Genomic DNA, 24,294 nt, shown 5'->3' on the forward strand with positions numbered 1-24,294 from the left:
TCAAGAACTCCCCGGGCGGGATTCGAACCTGCGACCAATCGATTAACAGTCGACCGCTCTACCGCTGAGCTACCGAGGAATGATCCCTGTCGAGACCCGAAGAACATACCTTTCAGCCCTTCCTCGTCGCAAGGGGCTTGAGCTGGTTTTGCACCGTCGAGCCGGTCTGCCAGGTGCCGATGCTGCCGCGCTCCATCAGGGCGGCTCCGTCGCACCAGCTCAGTTCCTCCAATCGATGGGTGATCCAGAGGGCGGTGATCGGTGCCTCCTGCCGGTGGCAGAGCTGGTGAATCAGGCTGATGACCTCCTGCTGACTGGTTTCATCTAGGAGCGCGGTGGGTTCATCCATCAGCAGGAGTTGGGCATCGCTCGCCAGGGCTCCCGCGATGGCGAGCCGTTGCTTTTGTCCCCCGCTGAGGCTGTGGATGGGCCGTTGGCGAAAGCCCCCCAGTCCCACCTGCTGGAGGACCTGATGGACCCGTTCGAGTCGCTCGCTCGCCGTGAGGCTGCTGGGAAGCGAGAGCTCGAGATCGCTGCCGCAGCTGGGTAGCAGGAGTTGGTGGTCCGGGTTCTGAAAGACCAGGGCCGGTTTGAGTGGTCGCTGGAGCTGGCCTTGGCTGGGCTCAAGGAGGCCAGCGATCAGGCGCAGCAGGGTGCTCTTGCCGCAGCCATTCCCGCCCACCAGCATCCAAAGCCCGGGGCGGGGAATGGTGAGGTTGCAGTGATTGAGGGCGCGGTGACCGGTCGGCCAGGTGAATCCCAGCCGCTCGGCCACCAGAGAAGGCTGCCCTCCATCCGCCTTAGCCATCGAAGCTGAAGCCGGGGCGCTTGCTGCCGCCGCCGAGGCTCGACTTTTCGTAGGTCTGGACCGCGACGACTTCAGAGGTCAGCAGGCTGATGCGCTTGCTTTCCTCTTTCTCGCAGTGCAGCTCGAGCAGACGGGGCTGCCCGGATTCCATGGCCTGCTGGATCTGGTTGTAGAGGTCCTGCGCGGCGCTTTGCTCCTTGCGCTGGACCGCGACGGGCATCGGGCTCAGCTTCAACGAGAGCTCAATTACAAACACAGGAGCAGGGTTTCAAGCAGGCCCCACTTTGGCGAACCGCAGCACCGGTTGCTGTTGGCCTGAGTACAAGTACTTATCGCTTGATCAGCCTTGCTGGAAATTGCGCGCGAGCTCGCCGCAAGCGTCCTGTTCCCCGTACAGTGCGCGTGTAACGCTTCATGAAGCCGCTCTCATGACGATCGCTGTAGGGCGCGCGCCGCAGCGGGGATGGTTCGACGTCCTCGATGACTGGCTCAAGCGCGACCGCTTCGTTTTTGTCGGGTGGTCGGGTCTGCTCCTGTTCCCCACTGCCTATTTGGCACTGGGTGGCTGGCTGACCGGCACCACCTTTGTCACCTCCTGGTACACCCACGGCATTGCCAGCTCCTATCTGGAGGGCTGCAACTTCCTCACCGCTGCGGTGAGCAGCCCGGCTGATGCCATGGGCCACTCTCTCCTTCTGCTCTGGGGCCCAGAAGCCCAGGGCGACTTCGTGCGCTGGTGCCAGCTCGGCGGTCTCTGGACCTTCGTGGCCCTGCACGGCGCCTTCTCCCTGATCGGCTTCATGCTGCGTCAGTTCGAGATTGCCCGTCTGGTCGGCATCCGTCCGTACAACGCCATCGCCTTCTCCGGCCCGATTGCGGTGTTCGTCAGCGTTTTCCTGATGTACCCCCTCGGCCAGAGCAGCTGGTTCTTCGCTCCGAGCTTCGGCGTGGCAGCGATCTTCCGCTTCCTGCTGTTCCTCCAGGGCTTCCACAACTGGACCCTGAACCCCTTCCACATGATGGGCGTGGCCGGCATCCTCGGCGGGGCACTGCTGTGTGCCATCCACGGCGCCACCGTGGAGAACACCCTGTTTGAAGACAGCGAGCAGGCCAACACCTTCAAGGCGTTCGAGCCCACTCAGGAAGAAGAGACCTATTCGATGGTCACCGCCAACCGCTTCTGGAGCCAGATCTTCGGGATCGCGTTCTCCAACAAGCGCTGGCTGCACTTCTTCATGCTGTTCGTGCCCGTCATGGGCCTCTGGACCAGCTCCATCGGCATCATTGGCCTGGCCCTCAACCTGCGTGCCTACGACTTCGTGTCGCAGGAAATCCGCGCTGCTGAGGACCCCGAGTTCGAGACCTTCTACACGAAGAACATTCTTCTGAACGAAGGCCTGCGCGCCTGGATGGCCCCCGCGGACCAACCGCACGAAAACTTCGTCTTCCCTGAAGAGGTTCTGCCCCGCGGCAACGCTCTTTGATTCAGACGATTCAACTCAGTTCACGCGTCGCGTGATCCTTTGGCGCCCCCTCGGGGGCGCTTTTTGATGTCTCTGGATCGGCCGCCTCAAAGAGGAGCTGTTCATGGCTGAATCCGCTGGGGTCCCACCAGCTCAGGTCGGCTGAGCGGTAGGCCAGCACGTTGAACATGCCGCGGATGTGGTGATAGCTGATATGGCAATGGAAGGCCCAGATCCCGGGGTGGATGGCATCGAAGGCAATCCGGCAGCGACCGCCTTTGGGCACCAACACGGTGTCCCGCATCGGGCCCGACAACGGTTGGCCGTCGATTTCAACGACTTGGAATTCGTGGCCATGCAGATGCATGGGATGGCCCATCGGGGTCGGATTGCTGAAGACCATCTCGACCCGTTGCCCGTCTTCCACCCAATAGGGGTCGCGGTAGGGATAGAAGCGATCGTTCAGCCCCCAGCGATAGGAGGGGGCGGGTCCCGTGAGGGCAACGGGAATGGTGTTGTCGGCGGCCTTGCTGGGTAGGGGCCGCTTGGCCCTGAGTTGCTGGTCCTGGGTGAAGTCGAGCTGGCCGGTCCATTGCTCGGTTTGCGGTGCCAATGGGGGCACGGTCTGCCCGGGGGCGCTGCGCAGGACGACGCCGCAGCGCAGATTGCTTTGCTCCCCCCAAGCCAGCATGGGAAAGACGCCGGGTGTCTCCGGTAAGCGGATCCTCAGGCTGAGCCGTTGGGCGACGGCGAGTTGGAAGACCGATCCCCGGATCGGTTCCACGGGGTTGGCATCGGTGCGCAGGAGCTCGCCCTCCAGTTCGCCCAGGTCGAGGAAGAAATTCATGAAGGCGCTGGCGGCGATCCAGCGAATGGCCACGGTCTCCCCTGGCTTCACATCGATGATCTGCGGCGCATCGAGGGAGCGGTCATTGGCCAAGAGGGCGTCATAGACGACATCGGGCAGCATCAACTGACCGGCTTCACGCTTCCAGTTGAACCGTTCCTTCACTGGATCCCAGCCCTGGGTGAGCAGGGGCCGTTCGGCCTGCCAATCAAATCCCCGCAGGCTGCGGGCCATGGCGGTGTCGCCGCCGCGTTGGCCAGCGACGACGTTCTTCAAGATCGTGTTCGCCGGCGTGAAGCTGAAATCCCGCAGCGTCACCGTGACGGTTTGATCGGCCCAGGCGTCCTGCTCCTCGCTGAGGATCAAGAAGGGTTCAGCGACAAAGCTTTGGGTCTGCAGCCCGTAATGGGAGTGCATCCAGAAGGTCCCGTCCTGTTGGAGGGGGTAGTGAATGCGTTGCCGCTCCCCCGGCGGGATGGGGGGTTGGGTCACATAGGGCACCCCATCCATGGGATTGGGAAGGATCAGGCCATGCCAGTGCACCGTCGTGGGAACCGGCAGCTGGTTGACCAGTTCCAGATCCACCCCTTGCTCCCGTCGGGTGATGTAGCCCCGTTGGCCATTCCGTTGCCGGATGCAGCCCCGTTGCACGGTCCGGCCGAGCACGGTGATCGGTGCCGTGCCGATCTCGAGCACGGTGGTGTTTCGGTTCAGGGGGCGCCGGAAGCTGGCCTGGCTGACGAACCGTTCCCAGCTGTTTTCGGCTTTCGCTCGGGTGCGGCTGATCCAGGACTGCGTCGAGCTGCCCAGGGCTGCGGCGAGCAGTCCGAGACGAAGGACGGATCGACGACGCATCCCTGCAGTCCAACTGTCCGTTGCTTAGCCAGCCGAAGCGGTGTTGTCGCATTCGCCACGCCGCACTGGGCTCAGCCTCGATAGAATTTAGAGGTACCGTTAGCAGTGATGTGGCGCCGCAGAACCCTTCGGGCGGAAGCGTTGCCGGATGCATCGCCGGCTGACACCAACCCCCACAGGAGGAGGTGCCCGTGTCCCACAGTTGTAAGAAGCAGGGTCTGCTGATCGCGGAGAACGCCGGCTGATTTCGGCGCCTCATTCCTAGATCAAACGGTTCCGCGCCAGAGCGGACCCGGCGAGAGCCCCCGATTCCTCTTGAGGAATCGGGGGCATCGTTTTGACTGGGTCCTCTCCCTCTGGCCAGTCCATGACGAGCACAAGGCAATCACTGGATTGTCCGGGTTCGCTCTTGATGCTGCTGGCGGCCGTCATTCAGTTTTTTCGCGCAGGATCCCTCGGACTGGAGTGTTGGGTCCCCGGGCGTTCGCTGACTTTTTGCGTCGATCAGTACTGGGTCAATCAACTGCTGAAGAACTACGCCGGTGGATTCACCAAGCGCGGTTTTAGCGGCGAGCTGCTGCGGCACCTGTTGCCATCGGGAGTGGATCTGATTGAGCTCAACGTCTTCGCCTTGCTGCTCTTCATGGCTCTGGCGTTGTTGCTGTATGCCGTTGTGCGCACGCTGCTCGGGCGCTCCGGTTGGGCGCCACTGCTGATCAGCCTCTTGCTGATGTTCGCGCCCTTTGGCAAGTCCCTGGCGGAGACAGCCTTGGATCCGCTGCAGCTCTGTTTGCTGCTGGTGGCTTCGGTGCTGTTGACCCCTGCTCAAAGCCGAGCGCGAGATGCGGTCGTGTTGGTCTCCTTTGTTCTCGCCGCCTTGATCTATGAGGGCTGCGCCCTGCTGCTCTTGCCAGTCGGTTTCTGGTTGATGCGAGCGACCCTTTGGCGCTGGCTCCCCCTGGCGCTGGCGGCCGCGTTGCTGCTGGTGTTCCAGCAACCCGATGCACCGAGCGTCGGGCAGGCGGCGCGGGAGGCCTTGGTGGCGGTTAATCCCCTCACCGGTGAGCAACTGCGCTACAGGGATGGCGGTGGCTTGGCCGCCTCGGTGAGTTTCAGCTTCAACGTGAAGCAGGAGTTCAGCCGCTATCTCTCTGATTCGCCCCGAGAGACGTTGTCACGGATGGCACGTTCCTTGGGTGCCGTGCTGGTTTATGGCATTGCGCTGTTGACGGCCATGGCGGAACGCAGACCCGCTGAACGCAGCCTGGGCATTCGGGTCTGGCTTCTCTGGGTGCCTGTGGCCTTGCCCTTCGTCTTGATCACCCATGACTGGCTGCGGTACGGCGTGATCCTGTTGCTCCTGGCGATGGTGGTGACGGCCGCCCAATGCCCGCCGCGCCCGCTCGAGTCAGGTCCGATGACGCGGCCCGAGTGGCTCGCGAGCGGCCTGATCGCGATGGCGGTAGCCGTGGGGCCCGCCACGGGTGATGTCCGGAAATTCCTGCCCCACAACTATTTCCACGCCTCCCTGCTGATGCTGCTGGTGGCGCTGGCGGTGCTGCTGATCGAGCAACGCCGACTCAAGATTCAGCAGAACGGCTGAGGTCGGGTTGGCGCACCAGCGCCAGGACGCCGACCAGGCAGGGAACGGCGAGGGTGCAGAGCCGTAGCAGCAGCGTGACGGCCAGGGCTTGGGAGCGGTCGGCTCCGTAAAGCATCGCCAAGCCAATCGAGGTGGCTTCACTGGTGCCCAAGCCGGCGGGCAACAGCGAGATCACACCGCCCAGGCCGGTCGCCGTTCGAATCACGGCGGTTTGATGCAGGCTCAGGTCCACACCGAGGGCCTGGTAAAGCGCCACCAATAATCCCGCCTCGATCATCCAGCAGATGCAGGCCAGCAGGGTGCCGACGATGAGGGGTTTGGGTTTCATCAACTGCCGCATCCGGCCCATGGCCAGCAGGGCTTCGCGCAGCAGGCGAATCAGACCGTTCCAGCGCTGATGCAGCGGCAGGCGCTCGAGCCAATGCTCCAGTCTGCGGAGGACCCGGGGGTGGGTCAGCACCCAGCCGCCCACACCGAGAACCGCAAGGCCGATCAGCATTGCGATCCAGACCTGCTCCCCGAGACCCCAGCTCAGCACGAGCAGGGCACTGGCCAGATCAGCCAGCCGTTCCGCCAGGGTGATGCCAACGCCCACGGTCAGCGGGAAGCCGTGGCGCCGCTGCAGCCAGAGGCCGCGGACCGCTTCGCCGCTGCGCCCCGGGGCGGCGATCAAGGCGAGGCCCGCCGCATAAGTCTTGGCGGCGGGTTTGAGGGGCAGGGGGAAGCCCAGTTGGCGCAGGTAATAGGACCAGCGGCCAATCAGCACGAGGTGGCTCCCCAGGCAAATGCCCGGGGCCAGGATCCACCAGCGCCAGGGCAGTTCCCCCAGGGTGGCGCTGACGTCCTGGATGCCAAAGGCGGTGGTGAGCCCGAGGTAGATCGCGAGGGCTGCGACCAGCCCGAAGAGCCAACGGCGCCGCATCAGGGAATGAACCTCAACTTGCGGGCGGCATAGACGCACATCTGCCCCAGGATCAAGCCCTCTTTGACGTGGGCGATGTTCGAGCTGCCGTAGCTGCGTTCTTGATAGCGGACAGGCACTTCGACAATCTTCAGATTCAGCTTGCTGGCGCCAAAGAGCAGGTCAAAGTCTCCGAATGGGTCGAAGTCCCCGAAGTAACTGCGACCTGCTTTGAGCCGTTCGTAGTCGTCCTTCCAGATCACCTTGGTGCCGCACAGGGTGTCCTTGAGCCGTTGGCGCAGCAACCAGGAGAAGGCGGCGGCAAAGAAGCGGTTGGCCGCGGTGTTCAGCGGCGGCATCGCTTCCCAGCTGCGGGGGTAGACGAGGCGGCAGCCGTTGACGAACTCACCGCGCCCATCGGCCATGGCCTGGGCGAAACGCGGTAGATCCTCCGGTCTGACGGTCAGATCGGCGTCGAGGATCATCAGCACATCCCCTTCCGCTTGGTCGAAACCGAGCCAGACCGCATCGGCCTTGCCTTTGCCCGTCTGGCGGAATTTCTTCAGGCTCATCGGGCCTTGGTAGGTCTCGCAGACCCGCTCGATCTCCTCCCAGGTGTTGTCGGAGGAATGCCCCTCGACAAAGATCACTTCGGTGAAACGGCCCAGTTCCGGCAGCCGTTCAATCGCTGGGACGATGTTGCCGGCTTCGTTGCGCGCCGGGATGACGACGCTGACGCTTGGGTTCTGGCGCTGTTGACGGGCGGGCCTGGCCACCATCCAGTGGGTGAGCCCCAGGTTGTCGATCAGCGGCAGTTGGCTCAGCCAACGGTTGGCTAGGGGGGTAAGCAGCGGAATCTGGCGGGGGATCAAGCAGCGCTGGCCCTCCTTGAGCACCTCCCAGCTCGCGAGATCGAGCAGGTTTCGGACATCGTTCGGGGTCAGCCAGCTCTCCGGGGGCTGCGGTTGCCGCTGGCCCAGGCGTTCCGCGGTCTTCAGCAGCGGTTGCCAGAGCCAATTGTGGAAACTCACCACCAAGCGGGTCCGGGGGTGACAAAACGCCTCCAGCCGCTCCAGCACCCCTTGCACGTCCTGCAGCGTGTTCAGGGTGTTCGGCAGCAGGATCACATCGAACGGTTGGGTCTCGCCGATGCTCTGCGGGGTCATCGTCTCGGCGTTGGTCGCCAGGATCCGCAGTTCGGGATGGCGCTCCCGGGCGACAGCGGCCACCTCCGGGTCCAGCTCAATCCCAACCCCATGGGCCGGTTGCAGGTGAGCCAGAAGATCACCGGTGCCGCAGCCCACCTCCAGCACCCGTAGCCCCGGCGGAACCAGCAGCTGATGCAGCCGCTCGAGATCCGCGTAATAGGTGCGGTTGCGTTGGCGGAACTGGATCTGCTGGCTCGAGGTGGTCATGAACGAAGCAGGTGGAGGGTCTGGGGCAGATCCAGGCGCAGGGCGCTGGCCACGATGCGCAGCGTGCGCAAGGTGGAGTTGTTGGGGCTCATCTTCGCTGCTTGATCAAGCGCCACCTGGGCTTGGACCGGTCGAAAGCGATAAAGCTCTACGACTCCAAGCCCGAGCAGGGCATTCGGATTGGAGGGATCCAGGCTCTTGATCTGGGTCAAGGTCTGCGCCGCATCGCTGGCATGCCGTTGCAGCGCCTGGGCGAGGGCCAGGCTGTAGAGGTCGTTCAGGTCACCGGGATCGTCCTGGAGTCGGGCCAGCAGGATGGCTTCGGCGTCGGCCAAATAGATCTGCTCGGGGTCGCTCTGGTTGAGCTGGCCGACCTTGGAGAAGAGGCTGTCCAGTTCCCCGCGGCGCAGCTGGCCCCCGAGGTCGCGCAGCAGGGCGACACGGTTGGCGGCCAGGGCGCCGGGCTCCTGAGTCCCAGCCTCTAGTTCAAGGGTGCTGGCCTGCGGCAGCGGGATCGCCCGTCGCTTGCCGTTGGCCGCGAGCAGTTGCAGTTGGGCGCGCCAGCTCCCGCCGTTGTTGCTGAAGGCGAGCTCCTGCTGGACGGTGGCGCAGCCTTGAGGCAGGCGCAGTAAGCCTTGGCCGAGGGCCTGATCCGCTTCAAGCCTCTGCCCGGCTTGCTCCATGCTGACCAGCAGCCGCGAACCCTGAAGAACGGCGCTCGGGCCGGAGACCTGGATGTCCAGGCCGCCTGGAATCGCAGTGATGGATCCGCTGAGCGGACCGGAGCAACGCACCGGCTTGGCGCTGACGCTGAGGGATCGGCGGCGCAGCAGCTGGGCCTGGCTGCCATCGGGGAGGGGCCAGCTCTTGACCAGTTCGAATGCGGGAGAGCTCTGCAGTAGTTCGGCTTGGCGCGCCTGCCGCTCATCGCTCATGACCCCCTGGTCTCCGCCTTTGCTGAGGAACCAATCGAAGTTGCTGAGTTCCTCTTCCAGCCGCTCCTTCGGGGCCACGGTCTGGCGGGCGGCCATGCGGAATTTCTGGCGCCGCCCCTCGGCCTCGAGGTTGAAGGCGTTCAGCCCTTCGCTGTCGGGCAGCACCGCCAGGGTGGAGAGCTGGTTGGGGCTGGTCTCGCGGACCGTCGCCACGATCGCCTCGAGGGGCCAGCCCCCCTGGGGGTTGGGGCGATGGGGCGGAAAGCTGCTCAGCTTCGGTCCCCAGCCGAATTGGCTCCAGAGCGCTCCGAGCAGGGCGACGAGCACCAGTGCGGCCTGCCAAACGGGGGTCCAGCGGCGCTCGACGCTGGCCACCACCAGGCCCAGCCCCACCGCCAGCTGCGGCAGGAGGGGCAGGACAAAACGAAAGTCCTTGCTGGTCATCAGGATGCACACCAGCAGGCCCCCGAGCGGAAAGCTCAACCACCAGAGCAGCCAGGCCTTGTCGGCCTTGAGCGGGGGCCTGCGCTGCACCAGGGCGATGCCCCCGCCCACCAGCACCAGGACCGTCAGGCTGCTGCCCAACATCGCCGGCAGCGACTTCAAGTAGTAGAGCCACCCCTCCAGGCTGTTGGCCTCCAAGCCGTCTTGGTAGGCGACCCCCCATTGGCGGGCTTTGTTGATGGTGCTCAGGATTGTCAGCCAGTTCTGGCTGAACCAGGGCCAGACCAGCAGCCAGGCGATCAGTCCCCCGGTTGCCCCCTCGGCGAGGGGACGCCAGTGGCCGTGGCGCGCTTCGCGCAGGCCGCCGACCAGCAGCAGCACCAGAGGCAGCCAGAGCAGGACGAGCCCCGTGGGCCGGGTCAGGGCGACGAGCCCCAGGCCGATGCCGCTGAGGACGGACCAGAGCCAGCGCCGTTGGCGGGCGAACCAGCGTCGCTGGCTGAGCACCCACCAGCCGGCGGTCATCAGCGCGGTCAGGCTCAGATCAATCAGGTAGTCGGTGCGTTGGTTGAGCAACGCGGGGGCGGCCGCGACAAACAGCGCCGCCCAGAGCCCCGCGCGGCGGCTGTGCAGTTGGCGTCCCAGGCCGTAGCAGCTCAGCAGCAGGATCCCGTTGAAGACTGCGCCGGAGGCGATCGCGCTGCTGAAGCTCGGCCCGAGCAGCTGCAGAACGGGGGCGCTCAGCATGTAGGTCAGCGGCCCCCGGTAGCTGGGGGCCTGGGCCCAGAGGCTGTGCCACCAGCCGCCGCTCCAGGGGGCCGGCTGGCTGAGCACCTGCCAAACACCCAGGGCGCGGCTGAGGTGATCTCCCTGGTCCCAGGCCGGTGGGGCCTGGTGTTGCTGAATCCAGAGGCCATCCAGCAGCAGACAGATCAGCCAGAGGGCCAGCAGCAGAAGGCCATCACGCCGGTTCAGTTGCCGCTGGGGCTGCGTACCAAGGTCCATGGGGCCAGATCATCGCCCGCGGCCAGGGGAATGAGGTCCCGATTGGCCGAATCCTGCAGCGCGGCTGACTCGATCCAGGTCAAAGCGCCGGGGGCGAGGTCTTGTGCGTTCTCGAGCTTGGGACCGAGCTGCGGTGTGCCCAGGGCGACGAGGATCAATTGGGCATGGGCCTGGCCGCTCAAGGAGCCTTGGCTGATCACGGCCACCGGTTCGGCGGCCAGTAGCGCAGGCAGCTCACCAGCGCTCAGGGCTTGGCGCACGGCGGGGGAGCGATCACTAAAGAGTCCTCCCTGCACGAGCAGGCTGAGGGCCAGCCAGGGACCGATCAAGACGGCGGCGAGGACGCGTTTCTGTGACTGTTGTTGGGGCAGGAGGGCCCAGCTCAGGCCGAGCACGAGGGCTGCTAGCCCCACCAGTGCTGGCGCCAGGGGCGGGATCTCGAGGTTGAGCAGGTTGCCGGGCAGCAGCAGGAGCACCCCGGCGAGGCTCAGCAGAACGCCGAGGCCCGCCAGGCACCAGGCGATGGCCCGCGGCCGGGCGATCCCGGATTGCGCGAAGAGACGCAGGCCGCTGGCGGCCCAGATCGCCAGAAACGGCGTGAGCTGCAGGCCGTAGTACGGGGTCTTGGTGCGGAAGCAACTCAGCAGCAGCAGCAGGCTGAGCGGATAGACCAGCAGAAGCAGTCCCTGTTCGGAGCGCCAGCGCTTCAGCCCCCACACCAGCCCAGCGATGGCCACCAGACTCCAGGGTGCGCAGTTGGCCGGAATGTTCCAGAAGTAATAGAAGGGCCCGGCGCTGTAGACGTCGCTTTCGGAGAGGAAGAGCAATTTGTCCAGCAGTCCGCCGACCACGCCGGCGCCGTAGTGCTGCAGGCTCAAACCCAGCCAGAGCGCCACGGGAAGCCAACCCAGCAGCAGTCCGGACCAGAAGGCCGGCGCGCGCAGCAGGAACCGTCGCTTGAGCAGGAGGAAGGGCAGCAGGGCGAGGACCGGCAGGGCGGTCATGAAGCCTTTGATCAAAAAGGCTGGCCCCAGCCAGAGTCCTGCCGCGATCCGCCAACCGCCTGACGCTTGGGGCTGGGCCTGCAGCAGGGCCCATACCCCGAGCAGCTCGAGGGCCAGCAGGGGCATGTCCTGGCTGGCGAGGTGGGCGTAGTTAATAAAGAGAGGCGTGAGGGCCAGAAGGGCTGCACTCAGCCAACCCAAGCCTGGGCCGAGCAGACCAGAGGCCAGGCGTGCGGTGAGCCAGAGCGCAAGAGCTGCCGCCAGCAGAGATGGCAGGTGTGCCGCCCAGCTGTTGGGCCCGAAGAGGCTTTGGGCACTGGCGATCAGCCACTGGACGCCGATGGTGCGATCAAACAGGGGTTGGTCCCACCAGAGGGGCGCCAGCCACTGGCCACTCTCTTGGATCCAGCGGGCCTGCAGGGCGTAGTACCCCTCGTCGTGGGCCAGGTAGCTGCGGGGCGCGACGCTGATCAACAGCGGCAGGAAGGGCAGCCACCGAAAACCAGACTTTTGGTATCCGTTGCTACGTGTCATTGCTGTTTGTGGCACATGACCGCTTTTCTGGCCCCTCAGGGGCCTTGATCATCACAAAGAGACCTCGTGTCTCGATCCTCTATTGGTGTGAGGACCAATGAAACTGTTCCAGAAGCTTCTTCTGGCGCCTGCAGCTCTGGGCCTTCTGGCTCCTGTCGCTGCAAACGCCTCTGACGTCAACATTGCTGGCCTGAGCCAGTACGGCACCGAAGAGCAGGTGACTTCGATCACCCAGTTCTCCGACGTGCAGCCCACCGACTGGGCTTATCAGGCACTGAGCAACCTGATCGAGCGCTACGGCTGCGTCGCTGGTTACCCCAACGGCACCTACCGCGGCAACCGTGCGATGACCCGCTATGAAGCGGCCGCACTGCTGAACGCTTGCCTCGACCGGGTCACTGAAGTGACCGATGAGCTCAAGCGCCTGATGAAGGAATTCGAGCGTGAGCTGGCTGTGCTCCGCGGTCGCGTGGACGGCCTCGAGGCCCGCGTCGGCGAGCTGGAAGCAACCCAGTTCTCCACCACCACCAAGCTGCGTGGCGTCGCCACCTTCATGCTGGGTGCTCAGAGCTTCTCCGGCTCCAACAACACTGCGAACGTTGATGCCGTTAAGGCTGCTCAGGGCGGCACCACCTTCAACTACGACCTGAAGCTGTTCTTCGACACCAGCTTCACCGGCAAGGACCTGCTGCGCACCATGCTGCGCTCCGGTAACTTCGGCGCCTCTGGTCTTGCAGGTCTCTCTGCAACTGAGGTCGGCTTCGAAGAGCCCGCAGGTGCAAACTCTGTCGCCGTCAACCGCCTCTTCTACAACTTCCCCGTTGGAGAAGACTTCAGCGTGACCGTTGGTGGTCGCGTTCGTGTTGACGACGCAGGCATGCTCGGCGTTTGGCCCAGCGTCTACCCCGCCGACACCATCCTCGACTTCTTCACCTACGCCGGTGCTCCTGGCGCATATGACCTCGATGGTCTGGGTGCTGGTGCCGGTATCACCTACAACAACGTTCTGGGCTTCGACGGCGTCACCCTGAGCACCAACTACGTTGCTATCAACGGCAACGATGCTGCCAACGGCGGTATCGCAACCGAGAACTCCAGTTCTGTCAGCGTGAGTCAGCTGGCTTACACCGGCAACAGCTTCCCCGTCATCGGTGGTAGCGCCTGGAGCATTGCCGCTGCTTACACCTACAGCCAAGCCAACACCCTGTTTGTTGGTACCCCTTACTCGCTGACCTACGGCGCTACCGGAACCACCAACAGCTTCGGCCTGAGCGGCTACTGGGTTCCCGAGAGCACCGGTTGGATTCCTTCCGTCAGCACCGGCTGGGGCACCAGTTCCTTCGAGAACGGCGCTGTTCGTACCGACACCTGGGCTAAGGCTCAGTCCTGGTACGTGGGTCTCCAATGGCCTGACACCTTCGTCAAGGGCAACGACCTCGGCATGGCCGTCGGCCAGGCTCCCTTCGTGACCAGCACCGGTTACGGCGCCGTCGAAGGTCCTAAGACGCCTCTGGACTCCAACTACATGTGGGAGTGGTGGTACAAGTTCCAGGTGACCGACAACATCACCGTCACCCCTGCGCTGTTCTACATCAACAACTTCCAAGGTCAGGACGGCAAACTTGCCTCCGACGGTCAGTACGACGCCACCCTCAACAACCTCGGTGGCATCCTGAAGACCACCTTCAAGTTCTGATCCAGAACAACTGGGGCTCTTCCCTCACACATAGGGCCCCACTTTCTTCTCACGCACCGTCCTCGAAGACCTCGATCAACCCCGGCTCTGTCCGGGGTTTTTTGTTGCCGGAAGGCCTGCGATTCGGCCTGAAATTGTCTTTTCGGTGGGTGGCTCGTCGCATTTGATACGCGGATCCGTGCCCACGGTTCAGAGCCTTGGATGCACAACCAATAGTGTTTCTGCTCCCCTCTTTGGGGTTCCTCTTTTGGTGTGAGGACCAATCAAACTGTTCCAGAAGCTTCTTCTGGCGCCTGCAGCTCTGGGCCTTCTGGCTCCTGTCGCTGCAAACGCCGCTGACGTCAACATCGCTGGGCTGAGCCAGTACGGCCCCTCTTCTGCGTCAGGCAGAGCAGCCGAGCAGGTGACTTCGATCACCCAGTTCTCCGACGTGCAGCCCACCGACTGGGCTTACCAGGCACTGAGCAACCTGATCGAGCGCTACGGCTGCGTCGCTGGTTACCCCAACGGCACCTACCGCGGCAACCGTGCGATGACCCGCTATGAAGCGGCCGCACTGCTGAACGCTTGCCTCGACCGGATCACTGAAGTGACCGACGAGCTCAAGCGCCTGATGAAGGAATTCGAACGCGAGCTCGCCATCACCCGCGGCCGCGTCGATGGCCTCGAGGCCAAGGTCGGCGAGCTGCAAGCGACCCAGTTCTCCACCACGACCAAGCTGCGTGGTTTCACCCGATTCGTTTTGGGTGCGAATAGCTTCACCGGCACGAATACGGCCGCTGGTGATGTTGATACGGCCTATACAACCGCTTTTAAAAAGGCCAAGCGTGGTGCCACCACGTTTAACTACGACCAGCGCCTTTATCTCGACACCAGCTTCACCGGCAAGGACCTGCTGCGCACCCTGCTGCGGGCCGGCAACTTCCAGCTAAGCGCCTACAACTACGGCCTGCTCAAGCTCGATCCTGCCTTCCAGGAACCCGCGGGGCCCAACGTCGTTGGCGTGAACCGCCTCTTCTACGCCTTTCCTGCTGGCGAGAAGTTCAACTTCAACGTTGGCGCTCGAGTGCGAATCGATGACCCCGGCATGCTCGCCATCGGTGTGCCCTCGGTCTACAAGCCGGGCCTGCTTGATTTCTTCACCCGTGCTGGCTCCCCCGGCGTCTACAACAAGAGCGGTTTCGGTGCCGGTTTCGGTGGCACCTACAAGACGCTGCTTGGCATCAAGGGCCTCGCCATCAGCAGCAACTACGTCTCCGCTGATGGCTCCGACGGCAACCCCAGCACCGGCGGGATCATGACCGGCGGCTCCAACAGCGTCTCGGTGACCCAGTTGGGCTACCTCGGCAAGAACACCCCGCTCATCGGTGGTAACTACGCCATCGCGGCGGCCTACACCTACGCCCAAAACTCCAAGCTGCACCGCGCCACCCCTTACGGCTTTGACGTGGGGCGGACCGGCAGCAACAACAGCTACGGCGTGAGCGGTTCCTGGATCCCCGAGAACACCGGTTGGATTCCGACCGTGAGCCTCGGTTGGGGTTCCACCAACTCCGAGAACGCCACCTTCCGCGGCATTCCTTACCGCACCGACAACTGGGCCAAGACCCAGTCCTGGATGGTGGGCTTGCAGTGGAACGACGCCCTCCGTAAGGGCAACAAGGCCGGCATGGCCGTCGGTCAGGCCCCCTACGTGAGCGACAACGGTGGCGGCTCCGTTGGCACCGTCGCCGGCGCCAGCACCCCGATGGACTCCAACACCATGTGGGAGTGGTGGTACGAGTACCAGGTCTCCGACAACATCTCGGTGAAGCCCGCGCTGTACTACATCAACAACCTCGACGGTCAGTACGGCAAGTACAACACCAGCACCGGGGCCTACAACGCCAAGGACAACGTCTTTGGCGGCCTGCTGATGACCACCTTCCGCTTCTGATTCTTCAGAGCACCCCCTTGCCCTCCGCCTTTGGCGGGGGGCTTTTTGCTGTTTAAGGATGGGGCGACCCTCCTCTGAATTGCATGCCCCAGTCCGCCCGCGATCCCTATCTGGTGCTCGGTGTGGCGGCGACAGCCAGTGGCGCCGAGATCAAGGCGGCCTATCGCGCCCTGGTCAAACAGCATCACCCCGATGCCGGCGGAGACGAAGAGGCGATCCTGGCCATCAACGCAGCCTGGGAGGTGCTCGGGGATCGCGAGCGCCGAGCCGAGCACGATCGCCATCGCGTCGTCAGCAGTCATCAGGCCACCGTGCGCTCCGCCGCTGCCGGCCGGGCGGCCCGAAAGGCCACGGCGGAATCAGCCCGCGGCGATGAAGCCTTGCTGGTCTGGCTGCAGACGGTCTACGCGCCGATTGATCGTCTGCTGGGTCAGGTCATCAATCCTTTCCCCGCCGAATTCAAGGCGCTCTCTGCCGATCCCTATGACGATCAGCTGATGGAGGCCTTCTGTGCCTACCTCGAGCAGAGCCAAGCCAAGCTCGAAAAGGTGGAGACGCTCTACCGCTCCATGGCCGCGCCGGCCTCAGCCCAGGGCTTCAGCCTCAGCGTTTACCACTGCCTCTCCCAGGTCAAAGACGCCGTGGTGGAACTCGAGCGCTACACGATGGGCTACGTCGACAACTACCTCCACGACGGCCGCGAGATGTTGCGGGAAGCCAAGCAAAGGCGCACCCGGCTCCAGGCGGAGCGCCGTCGGTTGGACCTTTAGTTGAAGGCTTCCAGTTGATCGAGCCGCAGCCAAATGTCGGGCACTGGCCGGCGGTAACGCAGTTGGGCGTAATCCCCTTTGACCATCAGGACCTCAGCGGGGCCCTCAAAGAGATAGTCCGGCGCGGTGGTGTCGCTGGCCTTGGATTCCAGGCTGCCGCCGTAGGCCGCGCGGTTCACCTTCACCAGGGCGCCTTTCTTGATGGCGGCGGCCGCGGGTTTGCTGGCGGGCGCTTCGGCCATGGCAACGAGGTCGGGTAGCCGCCAGGCTAGTTCCCGCTCGGAGATCCAGAGGGTCCCTAGCCTTTGCCCCAGTTCAAGGGCTCTGGGCGAGTGCGGATTCTGTTGGTGGGGTGCAGTGGTTTTGTCGGTCGGGCCCTCGTGCCACAGCTGCTCGCGGCGGGCCACCAGTTGGTGCTGATCAGCCGCTCCAGTGCTCCCCTGGCGGCCGTCCAGTCCCCCCAACTGCAGCGCCTTCAGGCCGACCCCGCCCAGGCGGCCACGTGGCAGCTCCCCGCCGTGCAAGAGGCCCTGGCCACAAGCGAGGCGGTGATCAACCTGGCCGGTGAGCCCATCGCGGAGAAGCGCTGGAGCGATGCCCACCGCGCCCTGCTCACGAGCAGTCGCATCCACACCACCCGTGCGCTGGTGGCCGCCATGCAGGCGCTGCCGGAGGGCCAGCGACCCCAGACCCTGATCAGCGGCTCGGCCATCGGCTACTACGGCACTAGTGAGACCGGGCGTTTCAGCGAAACCAGCCCCGCGGGCAGTGACTTCCTCGCCGGGCTCTGCCAGGCCTGGGAGAAAGAAGCCGAGGCGGCCTCAAGCTTTGCGCGCGTCGTGATCCTGCGGATCGGGATTGTCCTCGGCGCCGATGGCGGCGCCCTCGGCAAGATGCTGCCGGTCTTTCGGACGGGCTTCGGCGGACCGATTGGCAACGGCCAGCAGTGGATGAGCTGGATTACCCGCCATGACCTCTGCAGGCTGATCGGCGAGGCCCTCAGCAAGACCGCCTACCAAGGCACCTACAACGCCGTGGCACCCGCTCCGTGCAGCATGGTCAACTTCGCGGCCGCCCTGGGGCAGGCCCTCGGGCGCCCCAGCCTGCTGCCGGTGCCCGCACCGATCCTTCAGCTCCTGCTGGGCGATGGCGCCAAGGTGGTGCTCGAGGGGCAGCAGGTTCTGCCGGAGCGCCTGCAGCAGCAGGGATTTGTCTTTGAAGACGCTGAGCTCAGCGCGGCTCTCGCCCGCGCCACCACTTGAGGGCCCAGCCCAGGATGCCGCTCAGGATCGCCGCTCCCATCAGGAGGCCGATGGCCGGCGTGAACAGGGGCTCCCAGAGGCTCTGAAAGAGGTTGAGGGGCGCCTCGATCCCACGGCTGTGGCAGACCACGGCCACGCCGAACCAGATGGCTCCGGCGATCACCACGAAGACGTCCGCGACCAGCACCGCATCCAAATAGCCCTTCAGGCGTTGGCCGGTGCTGGGTGGGGTCGCTTCAGCCATGGCGCTGCGCCAGACGCTCCAATAAATCAGCGCTCATCTTGGCGGCACCGCCCCCGCTGCCGATGCGCTCGTCGCCGAGCTGCCGCAGTTCCTCATGCCAGCGCTGATCCACCAGCAGGCGGTTGAGCAGTTCCTCCAGGAGCTCAGCTGTCCCCCGCAGCTGCTCCTCGCTGCCCCCGTTCCCCGGGGCGCAGAACAGGCCTGGCCCCAGCAGCCGACGCTGGGCTTCGGCGAAGTTGTCGGTGAACTGGGGCCCGTCGCCGACGAGCTGCAGGACGGGCTTGCCCAGGCCGACGCACTGTTCGGCAGCGGTCCCCGTCATCGAGAGCAGCAGGTCGCACTGCTGGATGACAGCCGCAAAACGCCCCCACTCCAACTGCAGGTGGAGGGGTCCACGCTGAAGGCTGCAACGGCTGCTGCTCTCCAGTTCCAAGCGCCAGCCCAACCGGCTCGCCAAGGGCGCGACTTCCTGGGGCGTCAGTTTCCCCACCAGGGCCGCATGCAGTCCGAGGCGTTGGGGAGGCCGGAGCGCTTCGGGCAGGCGCTCCAGCACCCGCAGCATCAGCTCAAGGTTGTGCAGGGCCTCCGGCAGTCGGCTGCCGGGCAGCAGACCGAGCCGTTGCCGCGGCGCCCCCGCCAAGGCATCGCTCTCCCCCAGGGCCCCATCAAAGAAGGGGTTGCCGAAAAACTGAACCGGCCGCTGCAACTGCTCGCTGAGGTCGCTCGCGGTGAGTTGATCGCGGCTGTAGACAGCCAGGGAGCGCTTGGATTTCAGGCAGCCGCCGCAGGGCCAGGGCAGCTGCAGGCGTCCTTCGTAGTGGCTGGAGTAGGCCACCAGGTACGTCGCCATCGGCCGGCGGCTCAACCAGGCCGCCAGCACAGGAATGACATCGCCGACCACCAGGATCAGGTCGTAGCGATGGCCGATGCGCAGCAAGAGCAGCAGCCGGCTCAGCAGGTAGAGCACCTGCCCTTGCACGACCTCGGTGATCCGTCCTATCAGGCTCGTGTAGCCGAGGCCGCCGGTGCTGTACTCGCGGGTCTTGCCCCGCGTCGTGATGCCGGCCTGGATGTAGGCCTGGCCGTGGCCCACCAGGGGCAGCGCCTCAACGCTGCACCCCTGGTGCTGGAGTGCCGTTCCAATCAGGGCGCCGCTGAGGTCTTCGCCGTGGCCGTTGCTCAGCAGCAGGATGCGCCGCTGGCCGTGGTGGGCCATCAACCGTGCAGCCAAGCTTTGACCTTTTGCAGGGCCTGCCAGTCAGGGCGCCGGCCCAAGCCGTCGGCGATGGAGGAGTCGAGTTCTTCGCCGATCTCCGGGGCCATCACCCGCACGCGCTGCACCAACTCGATGTGCTCGCGCACGCCTTTGACGTTGTTCTCGAGCATTGCCAGGCTCAGGTTGATCCGGGCCTGGGGGTCCTGGGGGTTGAGCTTGACCGCCATCCGGGCTGAGCGCAGCGCCGTCTGCGCTTGGTTGTCCAGCAGTTGCAGCCAGGCCAGGCACGTCCAGCCGGCGGACAGCCGGGGGTCCTGTTGGGTGATCTGCTGGAAGCTGGCGATCACCTCAGACAGCGGTGCGCCCTCGTTGTAGCTCTTCAGGGCCTGCTCAAACAGAGAGGGCGCGTCAGTGGCGGTCATGGCGGAGGGCGTGCCGTTTCGTCAGCTCAGATTCGCACCCGAGGGGGATCAGACCGCGAAGGAGCTGCCGCAGCCGCAGGTTTGGGTGGCGTTGGGGTTGGTGAAGTTGAACCCACCGCCGATCAGGGCCGATGAGAAGTCGAGCTGCATCCCATAGATGTAGAGGAGGCTCTTGGGGTCGCTCACCACGGTGAAGCTGGGGGCTCCACTGGGCTCATAGATGTAGCGCTCATCGTCCTCGCGGATCTCGCTGCCATCGATGAAGTCCATCGTGTAGCTCATGCCGCTGCAGCCGCCGGAGCGCACGCCCACCCGCAGGACCTTCCCTTCCCCTTGGGCCGGCAGCAGGGTGGCCAGCTGTTTCATCGCCGGCTCGGTGATCAGGATCCCTTTGCCGTCCCGGCCGGTGTGGGTCGCGACTGGGGTGGCGGTCTCGCTGGTCATCGGAGCAATGGCCTGTGACCCCACTCTATGGAGGCCCTTTCTCCGCTGCCTTGTCACCCTTCTCCATAGAGTCACCCCATTCGTGGGAGAACAAGGGTGCGGGTCGCCATCGTGGGTGCGGGTCTGGCCGGATTGGCGGCGGCGGTGGATCTGGTGGATGCCGGCCACGAGGTGGACCTCTATGAGGCGCGCCCCTTCATGGGCGGCAAGGTCGGCAGTTGGGTCGATGAGGGCGGCAACCACATCGAGATGGGCCTGCACGTCTTCTTCTTCAACTACGCCAACCTTTTCGCCCTCCTCCGCAAGGTGGGGGCGATCGACAACCTCCTGCCCAAAGATCACACCCACCTGTTTGTGAACGCCGGTGGGGATCTGCGGGAGCTGGATTTCCGATTCGCCTTAGGGGCACCCTTCAACGGCCTGAAGGCCTTCTTCACCACGCCGCAGCTCGATTGGCTGGACAAGCTGCGCAATGCCCTGGCCTTGGGCACCAGCCCGATCGTGCGCGGCCTCGTGGATTACGAGGGGGCGATGAAGGTGATTCGCGACCTGGATCGGATCAGCTTCCAGGAGTGGTTCCTGGGCCACGGCGGCAGCGAGCAGAGCATCCGCCGCATGTGGAATCCGATTGCCTACGCCCTCGGTTTCATCGATTGCGAGGCGATCTCGGCCCGCTGCATGCTGACCATCTTCATGATGTTCGCGGCCAAGACCGAGGCCTCCAAGCTCAACCTGCTGAAGGGCTCCCCCCATCGCTGGTTGACCGGTCCGATCCTTGAGTACATCCAGGAGCGCGGGGCGCGGCTACACCTGCGGCACCGGGTGACCGAGGTCCAGTTCGAAGAAGCCGCCGGCGAAACCCGCGTGACCGGGCTGACCCTTGGCACCCCCGATGGGGATCTGCAGGTTGAAGCCGACACTTACCTGGCGGCCTGTGATGTGCCGGGCATCCAGCGGATGGTCCCGGCGGCCTGGCGCCGTTGGCCCCTCTTCGACAACCTCTACAAGCTGGAGGCCGTACCCGTCGCCACGGTTCAGCTCCGCTACGACGGTTGGGTGACCGAGCTGGGCGACTCCCCGATGGCCGAGGCCGCCCGCCGCGATGTGGCGCGCCCCGCCGGTCTCGACAACCTGCTCTACACCGCAGACGCCGACTTCAGCTGTTTTGCGGACCTGGCCCTGGCCAGTCCCGTGGACTACCGCAAGGAGGGCGTCGGCTCCCTGCTCCAGTGCGTCCTCACCCCAGGCGACCCCTGGATTCCCAAGAAGACCGAAGAGATCGTCGCGGCCACCGATGCCCAGGTGCGGCGCCTGTTCCCCTCGGCCAAGAACCTCAACCTGGTCTGGAGCAACGTCGTCAAGCTGGCCCAGTCCCTGTACCGCGAGGCGCCGGGGATGGAGCCCTACCGCCCGGATCAGGCCACGCCGGTGGCCAACTTCTTCATGGCCGGGAGCTACACCAAGCAGGACTACATCGATTCGATGGAAGGCGCCACGATGAGCGGGCGTCTTGCCGCCGCTGCGATCCTGGGTCGTCAGGCTGAGCTGGCCACCAATTCATCCGTTGCCTAGAGACCATGGGCCGTTGGCTTGAACACAGCGTCACCACCGAGGTGAAGGCACCGGCCGAACGGGTCTGGGCGGTCTGGAGTGATCTCGAGGCCATGCCCCGCTGGATGAACTGGATCGAGTCCGTCACCACCGAAGACGGCGACCCGGATCTAACCAACTGGACCCTGGCGGCCCAGGGCTTTCGCTTCCAGTGGAAGGCGCGCATCACCGAGCGGGTCGAGGCGCAACAGCTCCATTGGGAATCGGTTGGAGGACTGCCCACGAAAGGGGCCGTTCGCTTCTATCCCCAGGGGCCAATGACCACGGCCGTGAAGTTGACCGTGAGTTATGAGCTGCCGGGGGTGTTGGCGCCGCTGATGGATGCCTCCATCCTGGGGGGGATCGTGACCAAGGAGCTCCAGGCCAACCTGGACCGCTTCCGCGATCTCGTCCAAAGCGGGTATGGCCAAGCGGCGAGCTGAGAATTGGATGCTGGCGCTGCCTGTGCTGCTGGCCCTGGCGGCCTGCGGGACAGGTTCGAGCAGCAGCACGGCCCCCACGACAGGTGTCGCCCTGCCCCCGGCCAGGACTCCAGAGCCCACGCCCCTCACCCCGTCAGGGGGCTTCATCGCCATGCCGAGCCCGCAGCAGGTGGTGGAGGCGCAACCCCATGGCCGCGTGGATCCCTTTGCCCCGGTGGTGGCGGCGACCGCCACGGAGGAGCGCACGTCCGCTGAGCTGCAACTCACCGGTTTGATCGGCAGTGGCCGCAGCGCCCAGGCCCTGATCAGCCTGGGTGGCCAGAGCGGGACGGTCTGTGTGGGCCGGCAGGGCTTCTGCCCAGGGTCGGGCCTGCCCGCGTTCTTGCCTCCGGGATGGACCGTGACCGGCATTGACCTGGGGCGCGGTGAGTTGCGCTTGAACCAGGCCGGTCAGCAGCGGGTGCTCAGTCTTTAAGGGCGGCGCTGCAGGCGGCGACGAGCCCATCGAGGTCATGGGGGTTGGCCTCGCCATCCACCCGGCCCAGCACGGCCTGAAGGGTCTTCGAGGTTTGCGGTCCGATCGAGATCAGCCGCACTTGCTCCAGCGGCTCCCGCCAGTTGGTACCGAACTGCTGCTCGAGCAACTGGGCGGTGTGTTGGACGGTTTTGCCGCTGCTGAAGGTGATCGCATCCACCCGCCCCTCAGCGAGGGCGGTGGTGGTGGCGGCCGGTAGGCCTTCGGGGCAGCGGGATTCATAGGCCGCGACTTCCACGACCCGCGCTCCAGCCTCGCCAAAGGCCTCGGCCAGCAGGGTGCGGCCACCGCTTTGCACCCGGGGGAGCAGGAGCCGCAGCCCCCAGCCGGAGACGGGGAAATGCTCAATCAGGCTGTCGGCGACGAAGGCGGGCGGCACGAAATCGGCGGCGGCCCCCAGCTCCTCCAGGCGTGCTGCTGTTTTGCGGCCCACCGCCGCAAGTTTCAAGCTGCTGGGCCGCTGGCTCAGGCTGCTGCCAAGGCGCCTGAGCCGCTGCTCCACCGCGTCGACGCCGTTGCTGCTGGAGACGATGAGCCAGTGGAACTCCTCCAGCTCCGCCAGGGCGTCATCGAGCGGCCCCCATTCATCGGGCGGACCGATGACGAGGGCGGGGAGATCGAGGACCTCCGCTCCGGCCTGCTCAAACAGTTGGCGAGCGGCGCCCAGTTGCTGTTCCGCCCGGGTCACCGCGATGGTGCGCCCTTGCAGCTCCATCCCTCAGCCCTCGAGCTTGACCAGTTCGCCGGCCTGCTTGTGCAGCCGCTGGGCCTCTTGGGTGCGGCCCTGGTCGATCAGCAGTTGGATGGCATCGCGGAAGCTGCCGCGAGAGCCATCGATGTCGCCACCCAGCAGCAGCGCGACCGCGAGGTTCTGGTGGGTTTCGGCGTGGCCGGGGTTGACCCGTTTGGCCTCCCGGTAGGCCTCCAGGGCGCCGGCGAGGTTGCCCTGCTTCCGGCGAATCAGGCCGAGGTTGTACCAGCCCAGGCCGATCTCAGGGGCGACACGGGTGGCCCTGGCACTCAGGGTTTCCGCCTCCTCAAGTTGACCGAGCTGCAGCAGGAGCGCCGCCAGGTTGAGTTGAGCCGCCAAGTTCAGGCGCGGGGCCAGGGGGATCGCGAGGGCCTGGCGGTAGTACTGCTCCGCTTGCTTTGGGTTCTGGCCGGCTTGCGCGAGGGCCAGGTGCAGCAGCAGCTCGTAACGCTCGGGGTGGGCCTCGGCGGGGCAGTGCTTGAGGCCCTCCTCCAGGAGCGCCAGGCCGCGCTTGAGGTTCCCTTCGGCCACCTCCAGGCTGCCCAACTTGGCGCAGGCGTAGGGGTCGCTGGGGCGGGCCTTGAGTTCTTCTTCCATGGCTTGGCGCAGCCGCTCTGGCTTGTTGCCTTGGGCCAACAGCTCGGGCCGGTAGCCGTCATGGTCGATCGCCGGCTCGGAGCAATCAGCGATGCGCCACTTCGGCTCCTCTTTGAGCAGGGCCGCGACACTGTCGTCAATCATCGAGTGGTAAGCCCGGCTCCACTGGATGCGGGGATGGCGCCGGAAGAGGCGACTGACGTTCGAGTAGGGCGATTGGATCGCGCCCCGCTCATGGCGCAGCAGGTTGATGACCAGGACATCCGGTTGGGCCATCAGGGCCCGAAGCGGCTTCCAGGCCTCCGGCTTGAGCCGTTCATCGGCATCGAGCACCAGCACCCAGTCCCCCTGCACCATCGCGAGCGCCTGGTTGCGGGCCGGGGCGAAGTCTCCAGGCCATTCGATTTGCTCGACCCGGGCGCCGGTGGCCTCGGCGAGGGCCACGGTGTTGTCCTTGGAGCCGGTGTCGACGACCACCATCTCGTCGACAAAGCCTTGAGCGGACTTCAGGCAGTCTTCGATTTGCCCGGCTTCATCCCGAACGATCATCGAGAGGCTGAGCATGGTGGGTGCC

The 24,294-nt window shown here is 65.2% G+C and carries 23 protein-coding genes and 1 tRNA gene; 9 read left to right on the forward strand and 15 right to left on the reverse strand.

Features of this window, described 5'->3' with window-relative positions:
* Nucleotides 1–7 precede the first annotated feature (7 nt).
* From H0O22_RS11930 to H0O22_RS11940, 3 genes are all read right to left on the reverse strand, one after another.
* Nucleotides 8–79, reverse strand: a tRNA-Asn gene (locus tag H0O22_RS11930).
* Nucleotides 80–112: 33 nt separating this feature from the next.
* On the reverse strand, nucleotides 113–808 hold the full coding sequence (locus H0O22_RS11935; RefSeq protein WP_185186854.1) for an ABC transporter ATP-binding protein: 696 nt from the start codon (nucleotides 806–808) through the stop codon (nucleotides 113–115).
* On the reverse strand, nucleotides 801–1,028 hold the full coding sequence (locus tag H0O22_RS11940; protein ID WP_255439320.1) for a hypothetical protein: 228 nt from the start codon (nucleotides 1,026–1,028) through the stop codon (nucleotides 801–803). The genes H0O22_RS11935 and H0O22_RS11940 overlap by 8 nt, the downstream gene beginning before the upstream one ends.
* Nucleotides 1,029–1,236: 208 nt before the next feature.
* On the opposite strand from H0O22_RS11940, the gene psbD reads away from it, so the two are divergent.
* On the forward strand, nucleotides 1,237–2,292 hold the full coding sequence (psbD, locus tag H0O22_RS11945) for a photosystem II D2 protein (photosystem q(a) protein) (protein ID WP_185186856.1): 1,056 nt from the start codon (nucleotides 1,237–1,239) through the stop codon (nucleotides 2,290–2,292).
* Nucleotides 2,293–2,302: 10 nt separating this feature from the next.
* On the opposite strand, the gene H0O22_RS11950 is transcribed toward psbD, so the two are convergent.
* Nucleotides 2,303–3,973 (reverse strand): multicopper oxidase family protein, encoded by a 1,671-nt coding sequence (locus tag H0O22_RS11950; RefSeq protein ID WP_185186857.1) that lies wholly within the window; start codon nucleotides 3,971–3,973, stop codon nucleotides 2,303–2,305.
* Between the two features lie 367 nt (nucleotides 3,974–4,340).
* Here H0O22_RS11950 and H0O22_RS11955 point away from each other — a divergent pair, with 367 nt between their 5' ends.
* Nucleotides 4,341–5,576, forward strand: coding sequence for a hypothetical protein (locus H0O22_RS11955; protein WP_185186858.1), 1,236 nt, complete (start codon nucleotides 4,341–4,343; stop codon nucleotides 5,574–5,576).
* Here the strand turns inward: H0O22_RS11955 and H0O22_RS11960 are convergent.
* Genes H0O22_RS11960 through H0O22_RS11975 form a run of 4 tightly spaced genes read right to left on the reverse strand, consistent with a single transcriptional unit; the run spans nucleotide 5,554 to nucleotide 11,814 of the window.
* Entirely contained in the window at nucleotides 5,554–6,498 is a 945-nt protein-coding gene (locus H0O22_RS11960; RefSeq protein ID WP_185186859.1) for a lysylphosphatidylglycerol synthase transmembrane domain-containing protein, read from the reverse strand. The genes H0O22_RS11955 and H0O22_RS11960 overlap by 23 nt on opposite strands.
* Complete coding sequence (locus H0O22_RS11965; protein WP_185186860.1) at nucleotides 6,498–7,892, reverse strand: glycosyltransferase; 1,395 nt, start codon at nucleotides 7,890–7,892, stop codon at nucleotides 6,498–6,500. The genes H0O22_RS11960 and H0O22_RS11965 overlap by 1 nt, the downstream gene beginning before the upstream one ends.
* Nucleotides 7,889–10,276, reverse strand: coding sequence for a glycosyltransferase family 39 protein (locus tag H0O22_RS11970; RefSeq protein WP_185186861.1), 2,388 nt, complete (start codon nucleotides 10,274–10,276; stop codon nucleotides 7,889–7,891). Before H0O22_RS11970 ends, H0O22_RS11965 begins: the two co-directional genes overlap by 4 nt.
* Nucleotides 10,243–11,814 carry a glycosyltransferase family 39 protein gene (locus H0O22_RS11975; RefSeq protein WP_185186862.1) on the reverse strand — a complete coding sequence of 524 codons (1,572 nt, stop codon included), beginning with the start codon at nucleotides 11,812–11,814 and terminating at the stop codon, nucleotides 10,243–10,245. Before H0O22_RS11975 ends, H0O22_RS11970 begins: the two co-directional genes overlap by 34 nt.
* Nucleotides 11,815–11,911: 97 nt before the next feature.
* On the opposite strand from H0O22_RS11975, the gene H0O22_RS11980 reads away from it, so the two are divergent.
* The 3 genes from H0O22_RS11980 (at nucleotide 11,912) to H0O22_RS11990 (ending at nucleotide 16,216) form a co-directional block, all read left to right on the forward strand.
* On the forward strand, nucleotides 11,912–13,510 hold the full coding sequence (locus H0O22_RS11980; protein ID WP_185186863.1) for an iron uptake porin: 1,599 nt from the start codon (nucleotides 11,912–11,914) through the stop codon (nucleotides 13,508–13,510).
* A gap of 262 nt (nucleotides 13,511–13,772) precedes the next feature.
* Nucleotides 13,773–15,446 (forward strand): iron uptake porin, encoded by a 1,674-nt coding sequence (locus H0O22_RS11985; protein ID WP_185188427.1) that lies wholly within the window; start codon nucleotides 13,773–13,775, stop codon nucleotides 15,444–15,446.
* 83 nt (nucleotides 15,447–15,529) lie between these two features.
* On the forward strand, nucleotides 15,530–16,216 hold the full coding sequence (locus H0O22_RS11990; RefSeq protein ID WP_185186864.1) for a DnaJ domain-containing protein: 687 nt from the start codon (nucleotides 15,530–15,532) through the stop codon (nucleotides 16,214–16,216).
* On the opposite strand, the gene ndhO is transcribed toward H0O22_RS11990, so the two are convergent.
* Nucleotides 16,213–16,458 carry an NAD(P)H-quinone oxidoreductase subunit O gene (ndhO, locus tag H0O22_RS11995; RefSeq protein WP_185186865.1) on the reverse strand — a complete coding sequence of 82 codons (246 nt, stop codon included), beginning with the start codon at nucleotides 16,456–16,458 and terminating at the stop codon, nucleotides 16,213–16,215. The two genes, H0O22_RS11990 and ndhO, sit on opposite strands and share 4 nt — an antisense overlap.
* A 90-nt stretch (nucleotides 16,459–16,548) precedes the next feature.
* Between ndhO and H0O22_RS12000 the strand changes: the two genes are divergently transcribed.
* Nucleotides 16,549–17,478: a TIGR01777 family oxidoreductase gene (locus tag H0O22_RS12000; RefSeq protein ID WP_185186866.1), complete on the forward strand. Its 930-nt coding sequence runs from the start codon at nucleotides 16,549–16,551 to the stop codon at nucleotides 17,476–17,478.
* Here H0O22_RS12000 and H0O22_RS12005 read toward each other — a convergent pair.
* The 4 genes from H0O22_RS12005 to H0O22_RS12020 are packed head-to-tail and all read right to left on the reverse strand — an operon-like array spanning nucleotide 17,447 to nucleotide 19,804.
* The gene (locus tag H0O22_RS12005; protein WP_185186867.1) at nucleotides 17,447–17,722 is read right to left on the reverse strand and encodes a hypothetical protein; all 276 of its coding nucleotides are present in this window, start codon (nucleotides 17,720–17,722) and stop codon (nucleotides 17,447–17,449) included. The two genes, H0O22_RS12000 and H0O22_RS12005, sit on opposite strands and share 32 nt — an antisense overlap.
* Entirely contained in the window at nucleotides 17,715–18,938 is a 1,224-nt protein-coding gene (locus tag H0O22_RS12010) for a lipid-A-disaccharide synthase-related protein (protein WP_185188428.1), read from the reverse strand. The genes H0O22_RS12005 and H0O22_RS12010 overlap by 8 nt, the downstream gene beginning before the upstream one ends.
* Nucleotides 18,938–19,360, reverse strand: coding sequence for a hypothetical protein (locus tag H0O22_RS12015; protein ID WP_185186868.1), 423 nt, complete (start codon nucleotides 19,358–19,360; stop codon nucleotides 18,938–18,940). The genes H0O22_RS12010 and H0O22_RS12015 overlap by 1 nt, the downstream gene beginning before the upstream one ends.
* A 48-nt stretch (nucleotides 19,361–19,408) precedes the next feature.
* Entirely contained in the window at nucleotides 19,409–19,804 is a 396-nt protein-coding gene (locus tag H0O22_RS12020; protein ID WP_185186869.1) for an iron-sulfur cluster assembly accessory protein, read from the reverse strand.
* Nucleotides 19,805–19,900: 96 nt separating this feature from the next.
* Between H0O22_RS12020 and zds the strand changes: the two genes are divergently transcribed.
* From zds to H0O22_RS12035, 3 genes are read left to right on the forward strand one after another with little or no spacing between them, the layout of a single operon-like run.
* Nucleotides 19,901–21,376, forward strand: a complete 1,476-nt coding sequence (zds, locus tag H0O22_RS12025; RefSeq protein ID WP_185186870.1) for a 9,9'-di-cis-zeta-carotene desaturase — start codon at nucleotides 19,901–19,903, stop codon at nucleotides 21,374–21,376.
* A gap of 5 nt (nucleotides 21,377–21,381) precedes the next feature.
* A complete protein-coding gene (locus tag H0O22_RS12030; RefSeq protein WP_185186871.1) occupies nucleotides 21,382–21,837 on the forward strand; it encodes an SRPBCC family protein in 456 nt (151 codons plus the stop codon).
* A gap of 7 nt (nucleotides 21,838–21,844) precedes the next feature.
* Entirely contained in the window at nucleotides 21,845–22,312 is a 468-nt protein-coding gene (locus H0O22_RS12035; RefSeq protein WP_185186872.1) for a hypothetical protein, read from the forward strand.
* Here the strand turns inward: H0O22_RS12035 and H0O22_RS12040 are convergent.
* Nucleotides 22,302–23,087: a uroporphyrinogen-III synthase gene (locus H0O22_RS12040; RefSeq protein WP_185186873.1), complete on the reverse strand. Its 786-nt coding sequence runs from the start codon at nucleotides 23,085–23,087 to the stop codon at nucleotides 22,302–22,304. The genes H0O22_RS12035 and H0O22_RS12040 overlap by 11 nt on opposite strands.
* Nucleotides 23,088–23,090: 3 nt before the next feature.
* Nucleotides 23,091–24,284: a glycosyltransferase gene (locus tag H0O22_RS12045; RefSeq protein WP_185186874.1), complete on the reverse strand. Its 1,194-nt coding sequence runs from the start codon at nucleotides 24,282–24,284 to the stop codon at nucleotides 23,091–23,093.
* Nucleotides 24,285–24,294: the final 10 nt, after the last annotated feature.

Source organism: Synechococcus sp. LTW-R (assembly GCF_014217875.1).
Taxonomy (GTDB): domain Bacteria; phylum Cyanobacteriota; class Cyanobacteriia; order PCC-6307; family Cyanobiaceae; genus Vulcanococcus.